The following is a 24,788-nucleotide window of genomic DNA, read 5'->3' as shown; positions in this document are numbered from 1 at the left end:
AGAGATCATACGGCCGCCTGCACCTGCTGCTGCCCCGCCTGAACCACAAAGCCATTCGGCGGGCGTTGGAGGCCAAGATTTTCCCGTAGCGTCGTCCCTTCATATTCGTGCCGGAACAGGCCGCGCTTGCGCAGGATCGGGACGACCTGATCGACGAAATCGGTAAGCGCGGTGGGCAGGATCGGCGGCATGATGTTGAAGGCGTCGGCAGCACCGTTCTCGAACCAGGTCTGCATCGCATCGGCAATCTGCTCGGGTGTTCCGACCACCGTCCGGTGGCCACGAGCGGTGGCGACCGCCAGATAGAACTGGCGCAGCGTCAGATTGTTGCGCGATACCAGATCCGAAACCAGCTTGAGGCGGCTCTTGTTGAGTTCGGTATTATCAGGCAGGGGAGGGGCGCGATCATCCAGCGAGTAGCCGGAAAGGTCGATGCCCTTGTAGTGGCGGGCAAGGATATTCCAGGCGATGGAGGGATGAACCAGCGATTGGATATGGTCGTAATTCGCCTGGGCTTCCGCTTCCGTCCCGCCGAGAACCGGGAATATGCCGGGACTGATCAGCAGTTCGTCCGGCCGGCGCCCGTAGCGGGCGAGCCGCCCTTTGACGTCGGAATAGAATTCCTGCGCATCCTCGAAGGTCTGGTTGGCGGTAAAGATCATCTCGGCCGTGCGGGCGGCAAGTTCGCGCCCCGGTTCCGATGCGCCGGCCTGCACGATCACAGGATAGCCCTGCACCGGGCGGCCGACGTTGAGCGGACCGGCCACCGAGAAGAACTTGCCCTTGTGATCGACGAGATGCACCTTGTCGAGGTCGAGATAGACCCCGCTTTCCTTGTCGCGGATAAAGGCGTCGTCCTCATAAGAATCCCACAGGCCCTTCACCAGGTCGACGAATTCCTCGGCCCGCTCATAACGATCGGCATGGGCAGGATGGCCTGCGATTGAAAAATTCTTCGAAACATCCGCACCTGTCGTGACGACGTTCCAGGCGGCGCGACCCTTGGAGATATAGTCCAGCGACGCGAACCTGCGGGCGAGAAGGTAGGGGTCCTCGTAGGTCGTCGATGCCGTGGCGACGAAGCCGATATGTTTGGTCACCTGGGAGAGGGCGGCCCAGAGGGTCAGCGGCTCGAAATGCGCGCCCTGGGCGGTGCGACGAAGCGCTTCGGGGTCCTTGGCGCGGTCCCATCCAGCCGGACTGTCGGCGACGAAGACGAGATCGAATTTGCCGCGTTCGGCGGTCTGGGCGAGCTCGCGGTAGTGATCGATATTGAGGCCGGCATCGGCCTGCGCCTCCGGATGGCGCCAGGCGGCGATATGATGGCCGGTCGCCATGATGAATGCGCCAAGCCGCATTTGCCTTTTCGATGTGCTCATTGGCTTATCCTCATCAAATTGAACTGTTGCTGATGTCAGGCGGCCTTGCGGCCCGGAAGCTCGACTCCGAGCCGGCTGAGGAGATGGATGCGGGTTTGAGCAAAGCTCGGATCGCCGTGGTCGCGCGGCGTCGGCAGATCGATCTTGAGATCCTCGATGAGGCGGCCTTCGTCGAGAACCAGTATCCGGTCGGCCAGCGAAATCGCCTCATCGACGTCGTGGGTGACGAGCAGCACGGCAGGACGGTGTCTTGCACACAACTCCCGCAGCAGATCGTGCATTTTCAGCCGGGTCAGCGCGTCGAGCGCGCCGAATGGCTCATCGGCGAGAAGCAGGGCCGGTTCGCGCACCAGCGAACGGGCAAGCGCGACCCTCTGCTGTTCCCCGCCCGAAAGCTGGTTCGGCCACGCCGTTTCCCGGCCGGCAAGTCCTACTTCCGCCAAGGCTTTCCGTCCGGCTTCCTGGCCGGAAGATCCACGTAGGCCGAGTGTGACGTTCTGGATGACGGTACGCCACGGCAGCAGGCGGGCGTCCTGGAAAACCACCGAAAGGCTCTCCGGCGTCTCGAGGGTGCCGGTTCCCTCGACACCATGATCGAGACCGGCAAGAGCCCTGAGGAACGTGCTTTTGCCGGAGCCGCTGCGGCCGAGCAGGGCGACGAACTCGCCTTCCTCGATGTCGAGATCGACGCCGTCGAGGATCGTCTTCGTCGCAAACCGCCGTGCGAGGTTTCGCACGTGGACGGCCTTGGTTGCGGGCTTCAGTTTGCCAGGGTGCGGCGCCATGAGAGGACCCTCCGTTCAAGCAGGCGGACGAGACCGTCCGAGACGAGACCCAGCAGCACATAGACCACCAGGCCGACGAGAATGACGTCGGTCTGTCCGTAATTGCGGGCAAGATCGATCATGTAACCGAGCCCGCTGGTGGCGTTGATCTGCTCGACCACGACGAGAGAAACCCAGCAGAGGGTGACGGCAAACCGCAGACCCAGAAGGAAACCCGGCAAAGCACCAGGCAGCACGACCTGAAGGACGAAGTCCTTCTGGCTCATCCGCAGGGTTTCGGCCAGTTCGACATAACGGCTGTCGATGCTGCGGAGCGCGTTGTGGGTGTGGATATAAATCGGCACGATCACGGCAAGCGCGATTGTCGTAACCTTCATGCTCTCGCCGATGCCGAACCACAGGATCAACAAAGGGATCAGGGCCAGCGTCGGTATCGCGCGCTTGATCTGTACCGGCCCGTCGATCAGGGCTTCGCCGATCCGGGAAAGGCCGGCGATCACCGCCAGGATCGTGCCGATCAGCAATCCGATGCTAAGGCCGAGCAGGGCGCGTGTCGCTGACGTCACGAAATTGTCCTGCAGGCGACCCTGCTCGATGAGCCTTACGAAAGCCTCAGCCACTGTCCACGGCGCCGACAGGATCCGCGGGTCGATCCATCCGAGCGCCGAGCCAACGACCCAGGTCAAGACGAGTAATGCCGGCCCGATCTGCAATCCGAAAGGGATCGCCGGTCCGGGGCCCAACCTGCGCCGGGCTCGGGGGCCAGCGGAGCCAGCCGGTTTTACGAGGCGAGAACCTGCCCGCACAATTCTACCGCCGGACGACCGCGACAGTTTCGCCTCATCTGCATCCCAAGTGGTTGCCATGCTTCAAATCTCCTCTCCGAAGGGTGTCGAGCGTTACTGGCTCTTGGCCAAGGCTGCGGCGCCGAGCTTTTCGAAGCGATTGTCGAAAATCTGCTCCACATTGAAGCTCTTGTAGCCGAGCTCGTCTGCCAGCAGGTCGATGGTTTCCTGGTGGCGCTTCTTCACTTCGCTCCAATCGCTAGGAACGACCTGTTCGCCGTTCAACTTGACGAGATATTCCCCGTCCTCCTGGCTCAACCCCTGCTGACCGACGTAATATTCCTTGATCCAGAGATCCGGGTTCCGGTTCACCCATTCGGTGGCGCGTGCCCACAGGCCGACATATTCGGCGAGAGCTGCCGCCTTGGCGGGATCGTCCAGAACCCATTGCGGCGCATAAAGATGGCTCGGATCGTCGCGCAGGCCATGTTCCACGAGGGTCGCGCCATCAGGCCCGTATTGGGTGATATAGCGCCTGATGTAGACGCCGCCGAGCGGCGCGATGTCGACCTGCTTGCTCGCCAATGCCTTCGGGTAGACGTCACTGGTGCTCGGCAGTTCCACCAGGGTGACGTCACCGCTCTTCAGACCTGCCGCGTGCAGCGCGCGTAGAACAAGCGTGCCCTGTGCCTGACCCGGGCTGAAGGCGATGCGCTTGCCGCGGAAGTCCGCGAGCGTCTTGATGGCCGCGCCTGGCGCGATGCCGAAGCGGTAGATGGGATTGGCGATCGGGTCACGACGTTCGCGATAGGCGATGTTGCGGACGGGCAGATTGTTCCAGTTGGCGAAGATCGAAGGGATCTCGGCCACCGACCCGACGTCGAGTGCATGGGCGCGGAAAGCTTCCGACGTCTGCGGCCCGCCGCTGATATTGGCCCATTTGACCTCGAAACTGAGCTCCTTGCCCAGGCCGGACACTTCGAGCGCTTTCTGCGTGACCGGATCGCCGATCGTCAGCACCGTGCCCGGCGGCACTTTGGAAAGCAGGGGAGCGTCTGCCTGGGCTGCCGCCGGACCGTGAATGGCACTGAGACCAAGCAGACTGAACAACGCAATTTTGAATGTCTTTGCCAATGTCATCGTCGATCTTCCCGTTTCGGATTGCTGATTGCAGGAGCGATGCACGGTAAGATGGAATATAATCTACTAAATCGATAGACTATTTAGTTTAATGAAAGTGGCGCTGAGGGAAAATTGTCCTCAAAAGTCGGGCAACCGGAACGATCGCATCCGGCGCGTCCGAAGGATGCTCGGCGCGTCCCGACATGAAAAAAGCGCCTGGGACGTTCGTCCGCGAGCGCTTTCCGGGTCTTTGTTCAAACCCTTACTTTTGTTTAAGGCCGGGCAGCGGACCGCAGCGACCGCCCTTCAGACGCCAAGCCGTCGCGGACGTCGGGATCGCCTTATGTCAGGCAATATGCGGTGCATATTCGTTGGCCGCGAATACGTGATGGTGCACCTTGCCGGTAAAGAGCTGCAGGAGTTCGCCGGTGACCTCGCGGCTCTGCGACCGCACATCGGAGAGAAGTGCCGCGTTCACCGTATCCATATCGGGATAACGAATGGCGAGCGCCATGGCATAGATCGGGGCGCCTTCGTCGCGCTCCATTCCATCCAGCACCCGGATTTCCTCGGCGCCCGGAAATTTCGTCCAGAGAGGGACGAGCCGCTGCCGCACGAATTCGCGGAATTCCCCTTCTTTACCGGGATGGATTTCGCCTTCAAACAAAGCATAACGAATGATCATAGGTTCTCTTTTCCAAAACTCGCCGGAGCTGGATCGATGGTGGCGGGCTGTCGTAGGATCAGGGCGTATCGATCGATACGCCCTGATTGAGAGGGTTATTTACCCCAGATTTTCTTGTATTGATCGCGATAGCCGTTGTCGGGATCGAAGCTGTTCTTCGGTCCACCGTCAAACTCGACGTTTTGGCTGGTCACCACATGGAGCGGCGACACGTAGCCGGACCATGGCGCTTTCGCAAAGGCGCGGTTCAATTCGTCGACGAGCTGCCAGCCCTGGAGGTTGAGCGGCTCGGCGACCGTGACAGCCTGGAACTGTTTGGCGCGGATACGCTGATAGGCGCTCTCCGAACCGTCGCCGGCTGCGACGTTCACCGGTTTTCCATCACCGGCAATGCCGGCCGAAGCGAGCGAAGGTCCCATGAAGTCGTAGTAGAGGTCATTGATCGCCAACGAATGCGTCCACTTCGCGCCATACTTCTGCAGAAGCGATGTGGTCAGCTGCGGCATGCGTTGGGAGGTTTCGGCGATCGGCGTGTCGACATATTCGAGCACCGTACCGCCGAGATCCTCGATCTCCTTCTTCATGCGATCGGCCTTGGCAATCGCGATCGCATAGGTGGAGTCGGTAAAGATGATGACGCCCGGCTTGCCGCCGGCATCGGCAAAGGCCCAATCCGCCGCCGACTTCGACACTTCCATCGCATCGGTGGTCACGTTTGCGAAGACACCGACTTCGGGAACCGGACCGACCGCCGAGGCAGCGTGCCAGGAAACCATCGGAATGCCGGCAGCCTTGGCTGCTTCCATCGCCGGCTTCTGCTCGACCGCGTCAAAGCCGTTGATGATGATGCCATCCGGCTTCAGCGCCATGGCCTGGCCGAAAGCCGCGGTCCGTCCGCCGATCGAACCGGCGCCGTCAAGCGCCTTCACCGTCCAGCCGAGCGCGCCTGCCGCTTCCTGAACGCCATTGACCACGCCGAGGATGCCGCCATTTTTCATATCACCGGCCAGAATGACGATGTTCTTTCCGGCAGCGCCCTTGGGGCCGCTCGTCGGGCCATCCCAGGCGCTCACCTTGGAAGCATATTTTTCGACCACGGCCTTGGCGTCGGCCATGGAATCGGCCAATGCCGGCATGCTCAGCATAACGGCGACGGTTGCGACCGTTGCCTGCAATAACGTTCTACGCTTCATGTTCACTCCTCCATTTTGTTTGTTGTGAAATGCCGGGACGAGCCGGCATCCTCATTTGGATGCGGGTGTGATCCTCCTCACAGCTCCGCGCTTGCGCTGGGCGTAGCCTGCTATGCCGATGGCAATCAGCAGGGTGACGCCGTTGAACAGCGGTTCGACGAAGAACGACCCGCCGAATTGCTGAATTCCTGATATTCCGACCGCCAGGATGATGACGCCGATCAAGGTGCCCCAGACGTTCACCCGTCCCGGCTTGATCGTCGTCGATCCCAGAAATGCGCCGACAAGCGCCGGCAGGAGATATTCGAGGCCGACGCTCGCCTGGCCGATCCGCAGCTTCGAGGCGAGCAGGACCCCGGTCAGAGCCGCGAGCAGCCCCGAGGTGACGAATGCGCCGATCACGAATTTGCGGACCGGAATGCCATTGAGGGCCGCCGCCTTCGGATTGGCGCCAATGGCGTAGAGATAGCGGCCGATCGGCAGGTATTCGAGCACGATCCACATGCAGATGGCGATCAGCAGCACGTAGAAGCCGGTGATCGGTAGGCCGAACAGCATCGTGCCGTTCAGCGCATAGAAACCATCAGGCAGGACGCCGACCACCTGCCGGCCGCCGGTGTGCCAGAGCGCAAGCGCGTATAGGACCGTTCCGGTGCCGAGCGTCGCGATGAAGCTGTCGATCTTCGCAACCTCGACCAGCAGCCCGTTGATGCAGCCGGTCAGAACGCCGAGCGCGAGCACGATGACGACCGCGACCGGCCAGGGCAGGCCGTAGGCCGTCTGCAGGCTGATAGCGAGAATGTGCCAGAGCACGATGCCATAGCCGACGGTCAGATCGATGCGACCCGATGCCATCGGGATCATCGCAGCCAGCGATAGAAGCGCGATGATCGCCTTGTCGGACACGATCGAGCGGACATTCAACACGGTCGGGAACGTATCCGGCAGAAGGATCGAGAAGATCACGATCAGGCCGACGGTCAGGATCACCAACCCGTAAACCGGGATCAGGCGTCCGATCTTCTGTCCTGTGGACAGACCGGCCATTTCGCTCTTGGTCGGCTCCAGGGCCGTGGATTCAATGGATTGCATGGCTGTTCTCCCGATGGCTCAAGCGGCTTCCGATGCGGATGCGGCCGTGATGACCGCCTCCGTCGTCAGAGCGCTTCCAGTCAGTTCACTGACGATTTTCCCGCGCGAGAAGACCAGCGCGCGGTGGCAGATATGGGCGATTTCCTCGAAGTCCGTCGACACCACGACAACCGCGAGACCGGCCTCGAGCGCCTGGGTGATCAGACGGTAGATCTCCGCACGCGCCCCGATGTCGACGCCGGCGGTCGGATCTTCGGCGACCAGCAGCTTGCGGCCGGTCGCCAGCCAGCGGCCGACGACCACTTTCTGCTGGTTGCCGCCCGACAGGGCCTCCACCGGCAGATCCGGGTCGTTCGGCCGCAGACCGACGGAATGGCCGATCTTATGGGCAAGGTCGGCTTCGCCGCGCGGCGACAGGAAGGACAAAAGCCCACGCCCGACGGCTCCCGGATTAAGATAGGTATTTTCCCGAATGGATAGCGAGAGCGCCACGGATTCCTCCGTCCGGTCACGGGCAATCAAGCCGATGCCCGACGCCATTGCCCCTCGTGGGCTGGAAAGGTCGGGGGCCTCGTCATGCAGCAGAACCGAGCCGTTGAAGGGCTCGCAACCAAACAGGGCGCGGCCGATCCGTTCCTGACCGGCGCCGCGCAATCCAGCCAGTCCCAGAAGCTCGCCCTCGCGGATATCGAAGGATATCGGGCCTGTGCCGGCGCAGACGAGATCGCGGACCTCGACGATCGCCTTGCCGGGCGTGATCGCCGTCTTGGAAAAAAGGCTGTCGCCGCTGCGGCCGATGATCATCGTCACCAGCTCCTCGGGGGTGGTCTCGCTGACGGGCTTCTGTCCCACCATGCATCCGTCGCGCAGAACGGCGACCCGATCGGCAATCCGGAAGATTTCGTCCAGCCTGTGGGAAACGTAGATCATGCCGACTCCCCGATCCTTCAACGGACGGATCGCATTGAACAGCCGATCGACTTCATCGGCGGGAAGGCTCGCCGTCGGCTCGTCGAGCACCAGCACGTCAGCTTCGACGGCAAGTGCACGGGCGATGGCGACAAGCGACTTTTCGGTGCGCGACAATGCCGAGACCCGCGTCGTGGGGTCAAAGTCGCAACCGACCAGTTTCAAGGCCTCGTTGGCGCGCGCCTGCGTCCTGTTCCAATCGATGAGGCCGCGACGCATCGAGAAACCCTGCGACAAGCCCATGTTCTCGCCGACCGTCATCCACTCGATCAAACCGAGATCCTGGTGGATGAAGGCAACCGGCTGCCGCTCGTTCGGCTTCGGGGGACGATGATGGTAGCTCTGGCCGCGAAACAGGATGTCGCCGCTATCGGGCTTGTAGATGCCCGCAAGCGTCTTGATGAGCGTCGATTTGCCGGCACCGTTTTCTCCCAGCAGCGCGAGGATTTCTCCTTCGCGCAGGTCGATCGAGACGTCCCGCAGCGCCTGCGTGCCGCCGAAGCTCTTGGTGATCGACTGGAATTCCAGCAGTCTCTTGGCTTCCACTGTGGCTCCTCCCAAAGCTGCGGTTTTCATGGGTGTATGTTATCGATAACATTTATGGATGGTCAAGCGGAAAGATGACGATCTCGAATTTCCCGAAGAGATTGACGTCAATCGGCCTGAAATCCATCGAGAAGGCGCATCATCTCGGCCGAGTCTTTTGGCCCAAGCCCGGCGGCGCAGAGCAGACGGTGAATCTCGACCACCGAGCCAGTCATCGGCAATGGCGTCTTCGTCTTGAGCGTAAAGGCTTGAAGCGAATCCAGGTCCTTCAACATGTTGTCGATTCTGCCTGTCGGCGAGAAATCCCGGGCGGCGAATTTCGCCATGAATTCCTGCAATATGCGGCTGTCCGCCCTGCCGCCGGCAAGGGCGGCCGGAATGGCGGCCGGATCGACGCCGCCGGCTTCAGCGAGCTTGACCGCCTCCGCGACGGCCTGAAACAGCACGGCGCAAAACAATTGATTGATCAGCTTCGTGGTCTGCCCCGCGCCGGATACACCCATCAGCGTGTAATTGGCGGCAAGATGCCGCATCACCACGCGTGCCCGTTCGAAATCCTCTGGGCTGCCGCCGGCCATGATCGTCAGGCGTCCGCTCAACGCACCCGGCACGCCGCCGGAAAGCGGGCAATCCACCCATGCCATGCCGGTTTCTCGACGCAGCCGCGTCGCCATGTCGGCCGTGTCGGCCGGGTCGATCGACGACATATCGATCAGCACCTTGTCGGCATTCGCCGCCGCCGCAACGCCCTTTTCGCCGAAGACGACGGCGCGGACGATGTTTGCGTGATTGAGGCTGAGCACGCAAAACGCCGACCATGAGACCGCTTCCTCCACGGAGCCGGCCGCGCGCGCCCCCTTGGCCTGCAAAGCCGCAACTTTTTCGGTATCCAGGTCGAAGACCGATACCTTATGCCCGGTTTCGATCAATCGGGTGACGATCGCCGTTCCCATGATGCCGGCACCGATGACGGCGACATCTGCTCTGTAGTCATCCTGCATGATAATCTCCTCCCTTGACGGCCATGCCGCTCAGTCCCTTGCAAGCCAGTGCCACGATATCATCCAACGCATTGTCGATCGCCACCGTCACGACATTAGCTTCACCGGTCGGCGGCTCCAGCGTCTGCAACTGGCTGTCGAGCAAAGTCGCGGGCATGAAATGGCCCTGGCGGGCCTGCATCCGCGACAGCAACAGGTCGCGGGATCCTTCGAGGAAAACAAAGGCCAGACGCCCGTCCGCCGCCTGCCTCAGCCTGTCCCGATAGCTTCTCTTCAGCGCCGAACAGGAAATCACTAGCCCTCGCGATGCTTTTTGCGCGGTCCTTATTTCCTCCCCGATCCGGTCGAGCCAGGGCAGGCGGTCGTCGTCGGTCAGCGGTATACCCTGCGCCATCTTCTCAACATTGCCAGCGGGGTGGAGTTGGTCGCCCTCCTGAAACAACAGGCCGTTTCGAGCGGCAAGATGCTCTCCAACCGAAGATTTTCCGCAGCCGCTGACGCCCATGACGACGACGGCCAGAGGTGGCGCCTTTTTCTCGAAATCCATGGTCTCGTCTCTATCAGAGGCAGGTCGTGATGCCGCCGTCGACATAGAGCGTGTGCCCGTTGATGAAGGACGAGCCCCGGCCCGACAGGAAAACGGCGGCGCCGACCAGTTCCTCGACATTGCCCCAGCGTCCGGCCGGCGTTCGCTTCTCGAGCCAGGACGAGAACTCGGGATTGTCGACAAGCGCCTGATTGAGCGGCGTCTTGAAATAGCCCGGCGCAATCGCGTTGATCTGCAGGCCGTACTTGGCCCAGTCGGCGCACATGCCGCGGGTCAGATTGCGCACCGCGCCCTTGGTCGCGGTGTAGGGAGCAATGCCAGGGCGCGCCAGTTCGCTTTGAACGGAGGCGATGTTGATGATCTTGCCCTGTCCGCGGGCGATCATGGGTTTGGCCGCGGCCTGGCCGACATAAAATACGCTCGAAATATTGGTGGTCAGCAGCAGTTCCCATTTGTCCGCCGGGAAATCTTCCAGCGGCGTGCGAAACTGCATGCCGGCATTGTTGATCAGGATGTCGAGCGGCCCGATATCGGCTTCGATTGCGTCGATACCCGCTTTGGCAGCGTCCTTGCTGGTCACGTCGAAGATCGCCGCATGGGCAGACAGGCCTTGATCCTTGAGGCTCTCGACCGCGCGGTTGACGCTTTCGGGCGTGCGGCCGTTGATGATGACTTCGGCGCCATACTGCGCCAGGCCTTCGGCCAGCGCATAGCCGATCCCCTGGCTCGAGCCGGTGATCAGGGCACGCCGTCCGGTAAGATCGAACAAGTTCTTCATGCAAATCACTCCTCCGGTTTCGCCGCGGGTGACGGCTTCAACTGCCGCTGACGGTGAAACTCACTTGACATCCCTCTTCCGAATTATATGTTATCGATAACATAATCAACTGTCAAAATGCGGGATGGAAACGGAATGCCTAAAGAAGAAATCTTGATGACCGGAGCTTATCCGGAATGGGACATGGTGGATCTGGAGGCGAACTACCGCGTCCATCGCTTGTGGGAAGCGGCAGACCGACAGGAGCTGATATCAAGGGTCGGCAAGGATATCCGCGCCATAGCGACCCGTGGCGAACTCGGAGCCTCCGCAGAGTTGATGGCGCAATTGCCGAAACTGGAAATCGTCTCCTGTTATGGCGTCGGCACCGACGCCATCGACTTGTCCTATGCCCGCGCGAACGGCATTCGCGTCACCAACACGCCTGATGTGCTCACCGAAGATGTCGCCGATATCGCCATCGGACTGCTGCTTGCGACGGCAAGGCAGGTCCCGCAGGCAGATGTTCTCGTCCGCTCCGGCCAGTGGGGCAGTGTCGCCATGCCGCTGGTGACACGCGTCTCGGGCAAGAAGGTGGGGATCGCCGGCATGGGGCGGATCGGCAAGGCGATCGCCAAGAGGGCTGCCGCTTTCGGCTGCGACATCTCCTATTTCGCCCGCCATGATCACCAGGATGTTGCCTACACCTACGAGCCAGACCTGATCGCGCTTGCCGGTTGGGCCGATTTTCTGATCGTCATCGTCCCCGGTGGGGAGGCGACCATGAAGATCATCAACGCTGAAGTGCTTGAAGCACTCGGGCCAAACGGCATCTTGATCAATGTCTCGCGCGGAACGACCGTAGACGAAGAGGCGCTGATCGCAGCCCTTCAAAACCGCACGATTCAGGCTGCGGGCCTTGATGTCTTCCTGAACGAACCCCGGATCGATGCGCGTTTCCTGACCCTCCAAAATGTCGTGTTGCAGCCCCATCACGGCTCTGGCACTGTCGAGACCCGCAAGGCCATGGGCCAACTGGTCAGAGACAATCTCGCTGCGCATTTTGCAGGTAGCTTGCTTCCAACTCCCGTCGTGTGAGGGTCCCGATATGAAAGCCATCGTCATTCATGCCGCCAAGGATCTCAGGATCGAAGAGCGCGAGCCGGAGGTTGCCGGTGCCGGGCAGGTGGAGATTGCCATCGAAGCCGGCGGCATCTGCGGTTCCGACCTGCATTATTACAATGATGGCGGTTTCGGCACCGTTCGCCTGCGCGAACCAATGATCCTCGGCCATGAGATCGCCGGCACGGTCAAGGCGCTCGGTTCCGGCGTCGCCGACCTTACTGTGGGAGACCGTGTTGCGGTTTCTCCGAGCCGGCCGTGCAACCATTGCCAATATTGCCTGAAGGGGCAGCAAAACCACTGCCTCAACATGCGGTTTTACGGCAGCGCCATGCCGATGCCGCACATTCAGGGTGGCTTTCGCCAGCGGCTGGTGGCGGAGCGTTGGCAATGCCACAAGGTCGCGGACGGCATTTCCATTCACGAGGCCGCCTTTGCCGAACCCTTTGCGGTGACGCTGCATGCGGCAAACCGCGCCGGATCGCTGCTCGGCAAACGGGTGCTGGTCACCGGTTGTGGCCCCATTGGGATGTTGGCGATCGTCGCGGCGCGCGTCCTCGGCGCCCGTGAGATCGTCGCGACCGACGTGACCGACAGCGTTCTGGCGATTGCCCGCACCAGCGGCGCCGACCGAACGATCAATGTTGCCACGCATGCTTCCGACCTCGCGGCCTACAGTGCCGAAAAGGGATATTTCGATGTCATGTTCGAAGCGTCGGGAAATGAGCGGGCGGTGCGCGCCGGCTTGGAGACGCTTAAGCCCCGCGCTGTTCTCGTGCAGCTCGGCCTTGGCGGCGATGTTTCCATTCCGCAGAACATGATCGTTGCGAAGGAAATCGAGATGCGCGGCACATTCCGTTTTCACGAGGAATTTGCGCTCGCCGTTGAACTGATCAACGCGCGTCGCGTCGATCTGAAGCCACTGCTGACAGGTGTCTTTGGGATCGAAGAGGCCGTCGCCGCCTTCGAGCTGGCGGGCGATCGCAGCAAGTCCATGAAAGTCCAGATCGCCTTTTGACCGACTGTATAATTCCTTAAATCGGAATCGATTTGAGGATAAAATTATCCAGACATTCAAAACGTTACAGCGCCGCGCATCCGAAAAGACGCGCGGCGCTTTAGTCTCAAGCGGTCGGCGCGCCGTTTCGGTCCGTGCTTTCGCGCAAGACAACCTTGTAGCCGGTCAATGTGATCTCATCGCCGGTCGCCTCGCCGGTATGGAGGGTATCCAGCAGGCGGGCGGCCGCCTGGCGACCGATGCCATAACAGTCGACATTGATGGTGGTGATGCGCGGATGACAGATGGACGAGATCTCATAGTCGCCGAAACCGGCAACAGCGATGTCCCGCGGAACCTTCATTCCCCTGCGCGTGCATTCCATGATGGCGCCGAAGGCGGAAAGGTCGGAAACGCAGAGAACCACTTCCGTGTCCGGCCAGCGCTCCAGCAGGCTGACGATTGCCTGGCCACCCTGTTCCATGGTGATGGGCGGGACGCCGAAGGAAATCATCCGTCCCGGTCCCAGGCCGAGTTCTTCAACCGTCTTCTGGAAACCGCTACGCCGCTGGCTGCCGCGCGTATCGCGCGCCGTCGTTCCCCCGATATAGCCGAACTTCCGATATCCCTGACTGGCAAGCGTCCGCACCAGCAGGGCCATCGCCTCGCTGTTGGAAAAGCCGACGACCTGATTGATCGGATTTTCCGGAAGCTCCCAGGTCTCGACAACGGGAATGCCGGCTTTTGCCAGCATGCGCCGCGCGCGCGCCGTGTGCGAACCACCGGTCAAGATGATGCCTTCCGGGCGGCGGCGCAGCATCGCCTCGATCAGCTCTTCTTCCTTCTCCGCCGAATAGTCGGTATAGCCGAGAAGGAGCTGAAGGCCGGTATTCTGCAGCGCATCGGTCATGCCCCGTGCGGTGTCGGAAAAATTCGAATTGTTGATCGAGGGCACCAGCGCAGCGATGAAGCCGCTCCGCCTCGACGAGAGACTGCCGGCAGACAGGTCGAGCACATAGCCGAGTGCGTCGACGGCCTCCATGATGCGCTTCCGGGTCTCCTCGGAAACGCTCGCATCCTGGCGAAAGGCACGCGACACGGTCATGGCAGATACGCCGACATATTTGGCGACCTCCGCCATCGTCAGCTTTTGAGCCTCTCCCGGCTTGAGACGCTTGTCTTTCGGCTCATCCTCGTTTTTCACTGATCTCCGCTTTCACAAAGCTTCCGAATTGGGTAGTCCAAGACACAATAAAGTTATCGCTATCATCGTACAATCGATATTATTGCAGGAATGCACCATTCCAACGTCCAAAAATCAAGATTCCCTGGGCATTTTCGCAAAGGTGGGCAGATCGGTATCTGTACCGAGCCCCCAAAACACGACAGTATGATATCGATAACAATTGATGATACGGAGGAGCACCATGTTCGGGCAAATTGACGGTACAGGGTTTGAGGTTCTCGACCCTCGCTTTGAAAGCTGCTTCGTCGGTCACGCTCGCGTTGAGCGACTTTGGACGGGTGGCCGCTGGCTGGAGGGACCGGCCTGGTTTGCCGCCGGGCGGTATCTGGTTTTCTCGGATATCCCCAACAACCGGATGATGCGCTACGACGACACCAGCGGGCATACATCAGTCTTCCGCTCGCCCAGCAACAATTCGAATGGCAACACCGTCGACAATCAGGGTCGGCTGATCACCTGCGAGCATCTGACGCGCCGTGTCACGCGCACGGATTTCGACGGCAGGATCACCGTTCTGGCCGATCGAATTGCAGGCAAACGCCTCAATTCTCCAAATGACGTCACCGTCAAATCCGATGGGACCGTCTGGTTTACCGACCCGAGCTACGGCATCCTTCACGACTACGAGGGCGACTATGGCGAAGCGGAAGTCGGCGGATGCCACGTCTATCGGCATGATCCGGCAAAAGGCACGACCGATCAGGTGACCTCCGATTTCGTCAAGCCGAACGGGCTGGCTTTCTCCCCGGATGAGACGGTGCTCTACATTGCCGACACCGGCGCAACGCACCTGCCCGGCGGTCCGCGTCATATCAGAAAGCTCGCGGTCTCGAATGAGGGAAGGCTGACCGATCTCGGCGTTTTCGCAGAATGTACTGCAGGTCTGTTCGATGGTTTTCGCGTCGATCGCAAGGGCAGGATATGGACGAGCGCCGGCGACGGTGTGCACGCCTACGATCCGGATGGTACCTTGATCGGCAAGATCCATATTCCTGAGGGCGTCTCCAACGTCACTTTCGGCGGCGAGAAACTGAACCGTCTCTTCATCACCGCGAGCACGTCTCTCTATGCTGTTTATCTCACGGCCAACGGATCGAGACTCGGATAATCGTTGAAGAGCCGAGGCCGCCCTTTTAGGACGGCCTCTCATTTTGTGCCTCTTGCCTCACCGTTGACTGAGGCCGTCCGCCAGCCGAACGAGGCTGAGGAAATCCGACCTGTAGCCGAAGGCATCCGTTCCTCGCGATGCCGCGGCGAGAGCGGCAATCGCCTGGTAGGAATAGGAATCGACGGCCGCGACATGGCTGAGTTTCTGGCCGAAGGCTGCAACGGCCACCGAGAAGCGGACATCTTGCGGCGCGGCATCGACGGTGGCGACTGCGTTGCTATCGTCGACAGGCGTGGTGATGAGGACGCTCTTGTCCTCGCCCGGCCGCTTGTAGCGCATCTTGACGAAGGCAAGTTCGCCGTGATGGGCGCTGTCGGCCGCCGCGGCGGCCGCCTTATTGGCTGCGCCATAGCGCAGGTCATCATTCATCACCGCGGGGCTTCCCTTGGGCGTAATCTCGTAAATCGCCGTGACGCTGTGGCCGGAGCCGATATCGCCGGCATCGACACGGTCATTGTTGAAATCCTCGCGCTTCAGCGCCCGCGTCTCGTAACCGATCAAGCGGTATTCGGCGATCCGTTCCGGGTTGAACTCGACCTGAAACTTAACGTCGCTGGCGATCGGAAACAGCGTCGATCCGGCCTCTTCGACCAGCGTCTTTTGCGCCTCGGCCAAGGTGTCGATATAGGCAGCACTGCCGTTGCCGTTCTGCGCCAGCGTCTGCATCAGAGAATCGTTGAGATTGCCCCGCCCGAAGCCGAGAACGGTGAGGAAGATGCCGTCCTTGCGTCTCTCCTCGATGATGCGCTTCAGGTCCTCATCGCTCGACGGGCCGACATTGAAGTCGCCATCGGTCGCCAGCATCACCCGGTTGACGCCGTCCTTGACGAAGGCCTGCTTGGCAAGATCGTAAGCCGCCTCGATGCCTTCGGCGCCGCCGGTCGAACCTCCGGGCTCCAGCCTGTCGATCGCCGACAGGATCTTCGATTTCTCCGCCACCCGTGTCGGCGAGAGCACGGTGCCGGCATTGCCGGCATAGGTGACGATCGAGACGGTGTCGTCGGCCTTCAGCTTGTTGACCAGAAGCCGGAAGGCGCTCTTGAGAAGCGGCAGTTTGTCCGGCTCGTCCATCGAGCCGGACACGTCGATCAGGAAGACCAGATTGGCATGCGGCGTGGTCGCCGGCGCGATGTCATAGCCCTTGATCGCCACATGCATCAATTCCGTGTCGTGGTTCCACGGGGTCGGCATCACGGTCACTGTCGCCTTGAAAGGCTGATCGGCATTGTCAGGGCCCGGCCAGTCATAGGGGAAATAATTGATCATCTCTTCGACGCGGACCGATTGCGGGTCGGGCAGTGCCCCGCCGGTCAACGACCGGCGGACGAAGGCATAGGACGCGCTGTCGACATCCGCGGAGAAGGTCGAGACCGGATCCGTCGCCACGCTCTTGATCGGATTTGCCGCAGCATTGGCAAACCGCTCGCGATTGGAATCGAGCTGAATCTGGGCATCCCCCTCCGCAGGCGGAGTAGGCGAAGGGGCGATGGCAGCCATCGGTTCGGCAAGCTGCCGCTGGGGGACGATGCCGGGAGCGGCCGGCACAGCGCGTTTGGCCGCCCCGAGTGCCGCGGCAGAACCCTCCGGCTTGTTCGTGAGAGCGGCGAAGTCGTTGGCATCGAATTCGGATGTCCGCGACGAATCGGGTTTCGCGAGTGCCGGCGCCTCCTTGTCCTGCGGGGCTTGCGCGACAGCGACAGATTGCTCATCCAGGCTGTTGTTCCCGGCCGGTGTTTGCGGCGCGACCGTGACCGGCTGACCGGCAGTTGCGGCCCGTTGTTTCGACGCCTCACTTTTCGAAAGGTTGCCGGCGATCTCTGTCTGATCGACGATCGGCGATCCGTTGCGGGTCAGCTCGATCGCCAGGTAACCGGCGGCCGGAATGACGAGCAGCGTCGCTAGGGCTGAACCGGCGAGGAATTTCTTGTTCATGGCAGGGCTCCATATCCAGTTGATGATGGAGCTTTGACGCCAGCCTTTCGCATTTCCTTGGGCGGCCGGCGCATTATTTTCTGCGGTATCGAAGGCCTGCATCGCGGCAGTAAGCGCACGCGCACGCGCCTCCGGCGTCGCTGCCGGCGGTGTCAGGCGGGAGAGCTTTTCGAGTTCCTTGTCCACGGTCATACCTCTTCCTTGCCGAGCACGGTCTTCAGCCTCTTGCGCGCCTCATGGACCTGCCAGGATACGGTCGCCTCCGAGCAGCCCATGACATCGGCGGCAGCCGAATGGCTGAGACCCTCGCCGTAAACGAGCAGCACCGCGTCGCATTGCCTTTCCGGCAAGGCGCGCACGGCTGCCCATAATTCGCTCGATAGCTCATCGTCATTTCCGGCCGGCGCATCCTGCTGCGGTTCGGCGGCGTAGGCGCGGAATGTCTGCTCCTCTCGTGCAAGCTTGCGTCTATGGTCGCGGGCGGCGTTGAGCGTCAGCGTATAGAGCCATGTCCTGAAGCGGCTGGCGCCGCGAAAGCTGCGGATCGCCGCGCCGAGCTTGACGCAGACCTCCTGGGCGATGTCGTCGGCATCGGTGGAACTGCCCGACCAACGCCACGCCGTCGCATGGACGAAATCATAATGGCGCGAGACCAGTTGCCCGAAGGCCTCCCGGTCACCGCCCTGCGCTCGTTCTATGAGCTCCGCATCCAATTCCGCACCTACCCCAAACCGACCAGCAAGATGCTATTTCGAGATTGAGACGTTTCTCGGATGGCTTTCCTTGGGTCCGCGACGAAAAAATTATTGGGAATTTTAAAAGCCGCGACATTCATGGGTCGCGGCCAGACAGATCGGCTCCGTCACAAAGGCGCATGATGAAGATAGAGTCGGCCAGGGACATGACCTGTCATGTCCCAAATCGCGAAAGGACCTCCATGTCCGCTCAACCGCCTGTCCCCACTGAAAGGGGCATCCTGCAGTTTCTGGCGACTTGCGATTCCTTCTATCCGCCAGACGCCGTTCAAGCATCGATCGAACAGCAGCGACATTGGTACGACGCTCTTTGCGCGCGCTTTGACCGTCCGCTGCCCCCGGAGATGATCTTTGCGGACGGCATGCTCCAGCGCATACCGATCCGGCGTTACCGTCCGCGGAAGATCAGCACGCGCACCATTCTGCTCTATCTTCATGGCGGCGGCTTCGTTGTCGGTTCGCTCGAGAGCCATCATGCCATCTGCGCCGAGATCGCCGATTTTGCCGGCGCGGAACTTGTTTCGGTCGATTACCGGCTGGCCCCAGAATATCGCTGGCCGGCGCAGACGGATGACGGCTTTACCGTGTTGAAGCATCTGCTCTCCGCCAACAGCAAGGTCGTGCTGATCGGCGATAGCGCCGGGGCCAATCTGGCGGCGGGCCTTGCATTGCGGGCGCGCGACGAGGACCTGTCCGGCGTCGTCGGCCAAGTCCTGATCTATCCGGCGCTCGGCGGTGACCTTGCTGCAGGCTCCTATGTCGAAATGGCCGCGGCGCCGGGCCTGACGACGGCGGATGTCGCCTATTACCGCGAGATCCTGCAGGCACCGACAGGCAACGAGATCGCCGAGCCGCTGCATGCGGCTACGCTTGCCGGGCTGCCGCCGGCCTTCATCACGGTCGCGCACTTCGATCCGCTCCGGGACGACGGCCGGCACTATGCCGCCCGGCTCACCGCGGAGGGCGTCGACGTCTGGTTCCGGGAGGAGCCGCAGATGGTGCACGCGTGGCTGCGCGCCCGCCACATGAGCGACGGCGCACGCGACGGCTTTCGTGCCGTCTGCGAGGCCACAAGGCGTTTTGCGGCGACCTGATGGTCACATCAGGTCGCGCGCGATCCGCTTTTCCACAAAGACCTTTTCGAAGATCTGCACGTCGCCCTCGAAGGCGGTGACGACAGCACTGATGATCCACTCGGTTCCGGTGCAGGCAATGCGCGCGGTTGCGACCGTGCGGGCGAACCAGCCGGGGCGGCGCATGTCGCAAGTCCAGGTCGATGTCCCGGTCATCGACAGCGGATCATCGGGTGAAATCGACCAGATTTCCTCCCGCAATTGCCGGGTCGAGAGACCTGTCTCAGGATGTTCGGTGAGCCCGGTATCCTCGTGGATATGATACTCCGTTCGATTGGCCGAGAGATCGCGGACGACCTGCCGCTTGGTCGTGGCGGCCGCGTGCTCGATGTATTTCGGCAGCGGATCGGGATTGGCCGGTTCCTTGATGTCGATCCGCTGGTGCTCGCCGAGCATCGGCAGCCCCAGGCCGAGTGCCGCGATATCGATGTCGATGCCGTCGTCATCAGGCGGCGGCAGGATCATCGGCCAATAGGACGTGGAAAGCGAAAGGCAGATGCGATGCCCCTTGCGGAAGCGATAACCGCAAGCATCGAGCACGAGCCGGATCGGCACCCTTTCGCCTGGTATCAGCGGCTTGGGATCTGCATTGCCGTCCCGGTGGGTGAGATTGACGACGCCGAAGGCGACACGCGTCGCCGTGCCATCCGGATGGACATCGACGAGCCGGGCGCAGAGATTTCCACCCACCGCCCGGGAGCGCAGCGCAAGCGTGAGCACGGGCCGGCCGAGATAGTCGTGATCCCTCGCAAGCGGCATCGTATCGAAGACCAGCGAGCCGGCATCGTCCGAGCGTTGATCGATCGCCATTTCCGCGTCGGGTTTCAGGGTGAAATATTCACCCGATGCCGTCCCGGTGTCGAGCGGAGAGCTGAGATAGACGGGATGTTCGGGCGCGTGCGGAATCGGCATGCCTTCCGTCAGCTTGCCGAACTGCTCGACATAGAAGCACTGCATCTGCGGCGGCGACCAGACGTCCTTGGCGACCCAGAAACCTGGATCGCTGTCGCGTCGCGGGGCAGGGCGGATGGCGTCGAGAATATAGGCGCGGGCCTGCGGCAGCCTATCGATCCCATTGTCCTCACCTCGCAGCCATCTGTTCCACCAGGCAATCGCCTCGCCATGAAAATCGGTGCGCGGCTTCGGCCAGGCGAAATGCGGATATTTGTGGACCCAGGGGCCGATCAGCGCTTTCGCCTTGCCGCCCAGGCCTTCGACCGCCATCAGAGGGGTATTGCGGTAGCCGTCGGCCCAGCCGGCGATCACCAGCGTCGGGATTTCCACGCCCGAAAAATCCTCTGAGATCGAGCCATGACGCCAGAAATCGTCGCGCCGCTGGTGGGCCAGCCACTCCTCCATAAAGAAGGGTTCGCCTGCCAGGCGTTCCAGCCACATCTGCTTCCAGCGTTCGCCGACAAGTGCCGGGTCGGGCGGCCGCGACTGGTAACCGAGCATCGTTGCCGCCCATGAGAGCTGGGCGGAGAGATGGCAGCCGTTCTTGTAGTGGATATCGTCATTGTAGCGGTCGACGGTCGAGGCGATCGAGATGACGGCCTTCAGCGCCGGCGGCCGCAATGCCGCGACCTGCAGGCTGTTGAAACCGCCCCAGGAGATGCCCATCATGCCGACCGCGCCGTTCGACCATGGCTGCGCGGCAATCCAGGCAATCAACTCGCAGGCATTGGCAAGCTCGCATTCGGTATATTCGCCGTCGATGACACCGTCGGATTCTCCGGATCCACGGATATCGACGCGCACGCCGGCAATGCCTGCCGCCGCGAATATCGGATAGGTCGACTCGTCCCGCAGGCTGGTTCCGTCACGCTTGCGATAGGGCAGGAATTCAAAGACGGCGGGAACGGGATCTTCTTCCACGCCATCCGGCATCCAGATGCGCGCGGCAAGCCGCGTCCCATCCTTCAGCGTAATCCATTCATTCTCGATGGTGGTGAAGCCGCGCGAGGTCATGCTCATTCCTTGATGCACATTGCATGAGACGAGGGTTCTGCCCCCCTCGTCAAGTCACCTAGTCAAGTCAGTTGCCGGCGCTTTCCATGCGACGCGTGGCAAGCACCCGTTCCAGCCAGCCGATTTCCATTTCCGGTACGGATTTCAACAGCAGATCGGTGTAATCGTCAAAGGGCGGTGACAGCGCCGTCGATTTTGGGCCGAACCGCACCAGCTTGCCGCGATGCATCACCGCCACGCTGTCGGCAATCGCCCGCACGATCGCGATGTCGTGGGTAATGAAGACATAGGACAGCTGTTCCTCTTGCTGCAGGCGTAGGAGCAGCTTGAGGATACCCTCCGCCACCAACGGATCGAGCGCCGAGGTCGGCTCGTCGCAGAGGATGAGTTCGGGCTTGGCGGCAAGCGCTCTCGCGATCGCCACACGCTGCTTCTGGCCGCCGGAGAGTTCGGCCGGGTAGCGGTCGACGAAACCCTTGCCCATTTCGATCTGGTCGAGCAGTTCCTTCACCCGGGCGGTCTTCTCGGCACCTCTGAGGCCATAATAGAAGGTCAGCGGGCGGCCGATGATGTCGCGGACCGTCTGCCGCGGGTTCATCGCCGTATCGGCCATCTGGTAGATCAACTGGATACGCCTCAGATCGTCATTCGGCCGGCTCTTCAGATCAGGCATCAGCGGCTTGCCGTCAAAGATGATACGCCCATTGCTCGGCGGCAACAGGCCGGTAATGACGCGCGCCAGGGTCGATTTGCCCGAGCCGGATTCGCCGACGACCGCGAGCGTCTGCCCCTTCGGCACGTGCAGCGTGACATCGTGCAGCACTTTGAAGCCGTTGGAATATTCAGCACTGACATTTTCCACCTTGAGAAGTGCTGCAGACTGGTCGGCCGCCTCCTCGCGGTAGGCCTGCCTGACATTGACGAGGGCGCGGGTATAATCCTCCCGCGGCGCCTCGATGATCTGCTGGACACTGCCATATTCTACCTGCTTGCCATAACGCAGGACCATGATGTCGTCCGAGATCTGGGCGACGACGGCAAGGTCATGGGTGATGTAGAGGGCGGCGGTGTGCGTTTCCTCGATGGCATACTTGATCGCCGCCAGCACGTCGATCTGCGTGGTGACGTCGAGCGCCGTGGTCGGTTCGTCGAAGACGATGAGCTCAGGGTTGGAGCAGAGCGCCATCGCCGTCATCGCCCGCTGCAGCTGGCCGCCGGAGACCTGGTGGGGAAAGCGCTCGCCGAACGTTTCGGGATTGGGCAGGCCGAGAACCCCGAACAGATAAAGCGCCCGTTTGCGCGCCTCGTCTTTGCTCATCAAACCATGTTTGACCGAGGCTTCGATCACCTGATCGCCGAGCCTGTGGGCCGGATTGAAGGCGGCCGCCGCCGATTGCGCGACATAGCAGACTCGTGCGCCGCGAATTTTTCGGATGCCGTTCTTGCCGAGCGCCAGGATATCGGCGCCATCGAGCCGCACCTCGCCGCCGGTGATTTCGGCGCCGCCCCGGCCATAGGCCAGTGCGGAAAGGCCGATCGTCGACTTACCGGCGCCCGATTCCCCGATCAGTCCGAGGACTTTGCCCTTCTGCAGGTCGAAGGAAACCCCGTCGACGATCGTCACTCGCTTCGGCGGTTCACCTGGCGGATAGCTGGTTGCTTCGATCTTCAGATTGCGAACGGAAAGAAGCTCAGGCATCGCCGCGCCCTCCCTTGAGGCTGGATGTGCGTTTCAGGAGCCAGTCGACGACGAGGTTGACGCAGACGGCAAGTGTCGCGATCGCCGTGCCCGGCACCAGCGCTGCCGAGATACCGAAGATGATGCCGTCCTTGTTGTCCTTGACCATGCCGCCCCAATCGGCCGCAGGCGGCTGAATGCCGAGGCCGAGGAAGGAAAGCGTCGAGAGGAACAGGATCGAGAAGGCGAAGCGCAGCCCGAATTCGGCCAGCAGCGGCGACAGCGTGTTGGGCAGGATTTCGCGGAAGATGATCCAGAGCTTGCCTTCGCCGCGCAGCGTTGCCGCCTCGACGAATTCCATCACCGCGACATCGAGCGCCACGGCACGGCCGAGACGGTAGACGCGGGTGGAATCGAGGATCGCCATGACAAGGATCAGCACGACCATGTTTTGCGGTAGCACCGCCAGGACCACGAGTGCGAAGATCAGCGTCGGGATCGACATCATCAAATCGTTGAAGCGAGAGAGGACGGTGTCGACCACGCCGCGCGAGACGGCAGCCGTGAAGCTCAGGATGATGCCGAGCGAGAACGAGATGACGGTGGCGGCGGACGCGACCAGCAGCGTCGTGCGTGCGCCGTAGATCAGCCGCGAGAAGATGTCGCGGCCGAGATTGTCGAGACCGAAGATATATTGATCATCAGGCAACTGCCAGACGTCGCCGACGACCTGCGTCTCGCCATAGGGGGCGAGCCAGGGAGCAAAGATCGCGAATATAAAGGCGATGGCGATACCGGCCATGCCGATCCAGGCGGTGATGGGGATGTCTCTCAATCTCATCGCGGATGCCTCAGCCTGGGATTGGCGATAATCGCGAGAATATCGGCGGTCATGTTGAGGAAGATATAGACAGCCGCGAAGATCAGGCCGCAGGCCTGAACGACAGGCATGTCGCGCACGGTGACCGCATCGACCATATACTGCCCCATGCCGGGATAGACGAAGACCACTTCGACAACAACGACGCCGACCACGAGATAGGCAAGCGTCAATGCGATGACGTTGATGATCGGCGCGAGCGCATTGGGGGCGGCATGCTTGACGATCGAGCGGAAGGCGCCAAGGCCTTTCAGCTCTGCGGTCTCCATATAGGCCGACGACATGACGGAGAGGATTGCCGCCCGCGTCATGCGCATCATATGCGCGAGTACGACGAGCACGAGGGTCGCCGTCGGCAGCGCGATTGCTTTCAATCGCTCGACGAAACCCATGCTGTCATAGACCGTCGCCGGAAAGGTGGCCACGCCGAATTTCACCGCGAAGAACAGGATCAGCAGGTAGCCGACGAAGAATTCCGGCAGCGAGATCGCCGCCAGCGAGATGACGTTGATGATCTTATCCGGCAGGCGATTGCGGAAATGCACCGACAGCATGCCGAGCCCAACGGCGAGCGGCACCGATATCACGGCTGCGAAACCCGCCAGGAAGAGCGAATTGCCAAGGCGCTTGCCGATCTGTTCGCTCACCGAATTCTTGCTGGCCCAGGAGGTGCCGAAGTCCCCCTGGACGGCGTTGCCGAGCCATTCGACGTAACGCGTGGTTATCGGGCGGTTCAGCCCGAGATCCTCTCGAATATTGGCAACGGCCTGCGGTGTCGCCGACTGACCGAGATAGGTTGTGGCAAAATCACCGGGCAGGGCTTCCAGACCGCCGAAGATCACGATGGAAACGGCAAAGAGCAGGACGATACTGAGCACGAAGCGCTCGAGGATAAGGGCAAGCAGCGGAAAACGCTGCCGAAACCCGAGGCCGGGCAAGATGCTTGGGGCAGGATTGGTCATGGCGAGGACCTCGCGCTAAAACGTCGGGAGGACCGCGGGGTTTCATCCCACGGTCCGGGCTTCGTTAGAGATCGGAGGGGCAAACG

At 61.5% G+C, this 24,788-nt stretch carries 22 protein-coding genes; 4 read left to right on the top strand and 18 right to left on the bottom strand.

Annotated features, from left to right (window positions below):
• Positions 1 to 5: 5 nt before the first annotated feature.
• From FFM53_RS35900 to FFM53_RS35850, 11 genes are all read right to left on the bottom strand, one after another.
• On the bottom strand, positions 6 to 1,379 hold the full coding sequence (locus FFM53_RS35900; protein WP_138390128.1) for an LLM class flavin-dependent oxidoreductase: 1,374 nt from the start codon (positions 1,377 to 1,379) through the stop codon (positions 6 to 8).
• 35 nt (positions 1,380 to 1,414) lie between these two features.
• Positions 1,415 to 2,164 carry an ABC transporter ATP-binding protein gene (locus FFM53_RS35895; protein ID WP_138390127.1) on the bottom strand — a complete coding sequence of 250 codons (750 nt, stop codon included), beginning with the start codon at positions 2,162 to 2,164 and terminating at the stop codon, positions 1,415 to 1,417.
• On the bottom strand, positions 2,140 to 3,030 hold the full coding sequence (locus FFM53_RS35890) for an ABC transporter permease (protein ID WP_138390126.1): 891 nt from the start codon (positions 3,028 to 3,030) through the stop codon (positions 2,140 to 2,142). Before FFM53_RS35890 ends, FFM53_RS35895 begins: the two co-directional genes overlap by 25 nt.
• 33 nt (positions 3,031 to 3,063) lie before the next feature.
• A complete protein-coding gene (locus FFM53_RS35885; protein ID WP_138390125.1) occupies positions 3,064 to 4,089 on the bottom strand; it encodes an ABC transporter substrate-binding protein in 1,026 nt (341 codons plus the stop codon).
• Between the two features lie 328 nt (positions 4,090 to 4,417).
• On the bottom strand, positions 4,418 to 4,756 hold the full coding sequence (locus FFM53_RS35880; RefSeq protein WP_062940405.1) for a hypothetical protein: 339 nt from the start codon (positions 4,754 to 4,756) through the stop codon (positions 4,418 to 4,420).
• A 95-nt stretch (positions 4,757 to 4,851) separates the two neighbouring features.
• Positions 4,852 to 5,949, bottom strand: a complete 1,098-nt coding sequence (locus FFM53_RS35875; protein WP_029873594.1) for an ABC transporter substrate-binding protein — start codon at positions 5,947 to 5,949, stop codon at positions 4,852 to 4,854.
• 51 nt (positions 5,950 to 6,000) lie between these two features.
• A complete protein-coding gene (locus FFM53_RS35870; protein WP_003555504.1) occupies positions 6,001 to 7,041 on the bottom strand; it encodes an ABC transporter permease in 1,041 nt (346 codons plus the stop codon).
• Between the two features lie 18 nt (positions 7,042 to 7,059).
• Positions 7,060 to 8,556 carry a sugar ABC transporter ATP-binding protein gene (locus FFM53_RS35865; protein WP_138390124.1) on the bottom strand — a complete coding sequence of 499 codons (1,497 nt, stop codon included), beginning with the start codon at positions 8,554 to 8,556 and terminating at the stop codon, positions 7,060 to 7,062.
• 107 nt (positions 8,557 to 8,663) lie between these two features.
• Positions 8,664 to 9,557, bottom strand: a complete 894-nt coding sequence (locus FFM53_RS35860; RefSeq protein ID WP_138390123.1) for an NAD(P)-dependent oxidoreductase — start codon at positions 9,555 to 9,557, stop codon at positions 8,664 to 8,666.
• Positions 9,547 to 10,104 (bottom strand): gluconokinase, encoded by a 558-nt coding sequence (locus FFM53_RS35855; protein ID WP_138390122.1) that lies wholly within the window; start codon positions 10,102 to 10,104, stop codon positions 9,547 to 9,549. Before FFM53_RS35855 ends, FFM53_RS35860 begins: the two co-directional genes overlap by 11 nt.
• Before the next feature lie 13 nt (positions 10,105 to 10,117).
• Positions 10,118 to 10,882: an SDR family oxidoreductase gene (locus tag FFM53_RS35850; RefSeq protein WP_033184155.1), complete on the bottom strand. Its 765-nt coding sequence runs from the start codon at positions 10,880 to 10,882 to the stop codon at positions 10,118 to 10,120.
• Between the two features lie 135 nt (positions 10,883 to 11,017).
• Here FFM53_RS35850 and FFM53_RS35845 point away from each other — a divergent pair, with 135 nt between their 5' ends.
• Together FFM53_RS35845 and FFM53_RS35840 are read left to right on the top strand one after the other, a co-directional pair.
• A complete protein-coding gene (locus tag FFM53_RS35845; protein ID WP_138390121.1) occupies positions 11,018 to 11,959 on the top strand; it encodes a 2-hydroxyacid dehydrogenase in 942 nt (313 codons plus the stop codon).
• Between the two features lie 10 nt (positions 11,960 to 11,969).
• A complete protein-coding gene (locus tag FFM53_RS35840; RefSeq protein WP_138390120.1) occupies positions 11,970 to 13,001 on the top strand; it encodes an L-idonate 5-dehydrogenase in 1,032 nt (343 codons plus the stop codon).
• A 106-nt stretch (positions 13,002 to 13,107) separates the two neighbouring features.
• On the opposite strand, the gene FFM53_RS35835 is transcribed toward FFM53_RS35840, so the two are convergent.
• A complete protein-coding gene (locus FFM53_RS35835; protein WP_138334687.1) occupies positions 13,108 to 14,184 on the bottom strand; it encodes a LacI family DNA-binding transcriptional regulator in 1,077 nt (358 codons plus the stop codon).
• A gap of 223 nt (positions 14,185 to 14,407) precedes the next feature.
• On the opposite strand from FFM53_RS35835, the gene FFM53_RS35830 reads away from it, so the two are divergent.
• Positions 14,408 to 15,334, top strand: a complete 927-nt coding sequence (locus tag FFM53_RS35830; protein ID WP_138334686.1) for an SMP-30/gluconolactonase/LRE family protein — start codon at positions 14,408 to 14,410, stop codon at positions 15,332 to 15,334.
• A 57-nt stretch (positions 15,335 to 15,391) separates the two neighbouring features.
• Here FFM53_RS35830 and FFM53_RS35825 read toward each other — a convergent pair whose 3' ends face one another.
• Both FFM53_RS35825 and FFM53_RS35820 read right to left on the bottom strand, forming a co-directional pair.
• Positions 15,392 to 17,518 carry a VWA domain-containing protein gene (locus FFM53_RS35825; protein ID WP_138390119.1) on the bottom strand — a complete coding sequence of 709 codons (2,127 nt, stop codon included), beginning with the start codon at positions 17,516 to 17,518 and terminating at the stop codon, positions 15,392 to 15,394.
• Positions 17,515 to 18,039, bottom strand: a complete 525-nt coding sequence (locus FFM53_RS35820) for an RNA polymerase sigma factor (protein WP_173883722.1) — start codon at positions 18,037 to 18,039, stop codon at positions 17,515 to 17,517. The genes FFM53_RS35825 and FFM53_RS35820 overlap by 4 nt, the downstream gene beginning before the upstream one ends.
• 224 nt (positions 18,040 to 18,263) lie before the next feature.
• Here FFM53_RS35820 and FFM53_RS35815 point away from each other — a divergent pair, with 224 nt between their 5' ends.
• The gene (locus FFM53_RS35815; RefSeq protein WP_138390117.1) at positions 18,264 to 19,175 is read left to right on the top strand and encodes an alpha/beta hydrolase; all 912 of its coding nucleotides are present in this window, start codon (positions 18,264 to 18,266) and stop codon (positions 19,173 to 19,175) included.
• A gap of 3 nt (positions 19,176 to 19,178) precedes the next feature.
• Here the strand turns inward: FFM53_RS35815 and FFM53_RS35810 are convergent, their stop codons facing one another.
• The 4 genes from FFM53_RS35810 to FFM53_RS35795 all read right to left on the bottom strand — a co-directional run bounded on the left by FFM53_RS35810 (position 19,179) and on the right by FFM53_RS35795 (position 24,702).
• Complete coding sequence (locus tag FFM53_RS35810) at positions 19,179 to 21,182, bottom strand: CocE/NonD family hydrolase (protein ID WP_138390116.1); 2,004 nt, start codon at positions 21,180 to 21,182, stop codon at positions 19,179 to 19,181.
• Positions 21,183 to 21,249: 67 nt separating this feature from the next.
• Entirely contained in the window at positions 21,250 to 22,881 is a 1,632-nt protein-coding gene (locus tag FFM53_RS35805) for an ABC transporter ATP-binding protein (protein ID WP_138334681.1), read from the bottom strand.
• The gene (locus tag FFM53_RS35800; RefSeq protein ID WP_138334680.1) at positions 22,874 to 23,701 is read right to left on the bottom strand and encodes an ABC transporter permease; all 828 of its coding nucleotides are present in this window, start codon (positions 23,699 to 23,701) and stop codon (positions 22,874 to 22,876) included. Before FFM53_RS35800 ends, FFM53_RS35805 begins: the two co-directional genes overlap by 8 nt.
• Positions 23,698 to 24,702, bottom strand: a complete 1,005-nt coding sequence (locus tag FFM53_RS35795) for an ABC transporter permease (RefSeq protein WP_138334679.1) — start codon at positions 24,700 to 24,702, stop codon at positions 23,698 to 23,700. The genes FFM53_RS35800 and FFM53_RS35795 overlap by 4 nt, the downstream gene beginning before the upstream one ends.
• Positions 24,703 to 24,788 lie beyond the last annotated feature (86 nt).

It is taken from the genome of Rhizobium indicum, from assembly GCF_005862305.2.
GTDB lineage: Bacteria > Pseudomonadota > Alphaproteobacteria > Rhizobiales > Rhizobiaceae > Rhizobium > Rhizobium indicum.
This window is presented reverse-complemented; position numbering and strand designations above follow the sequence as displayed.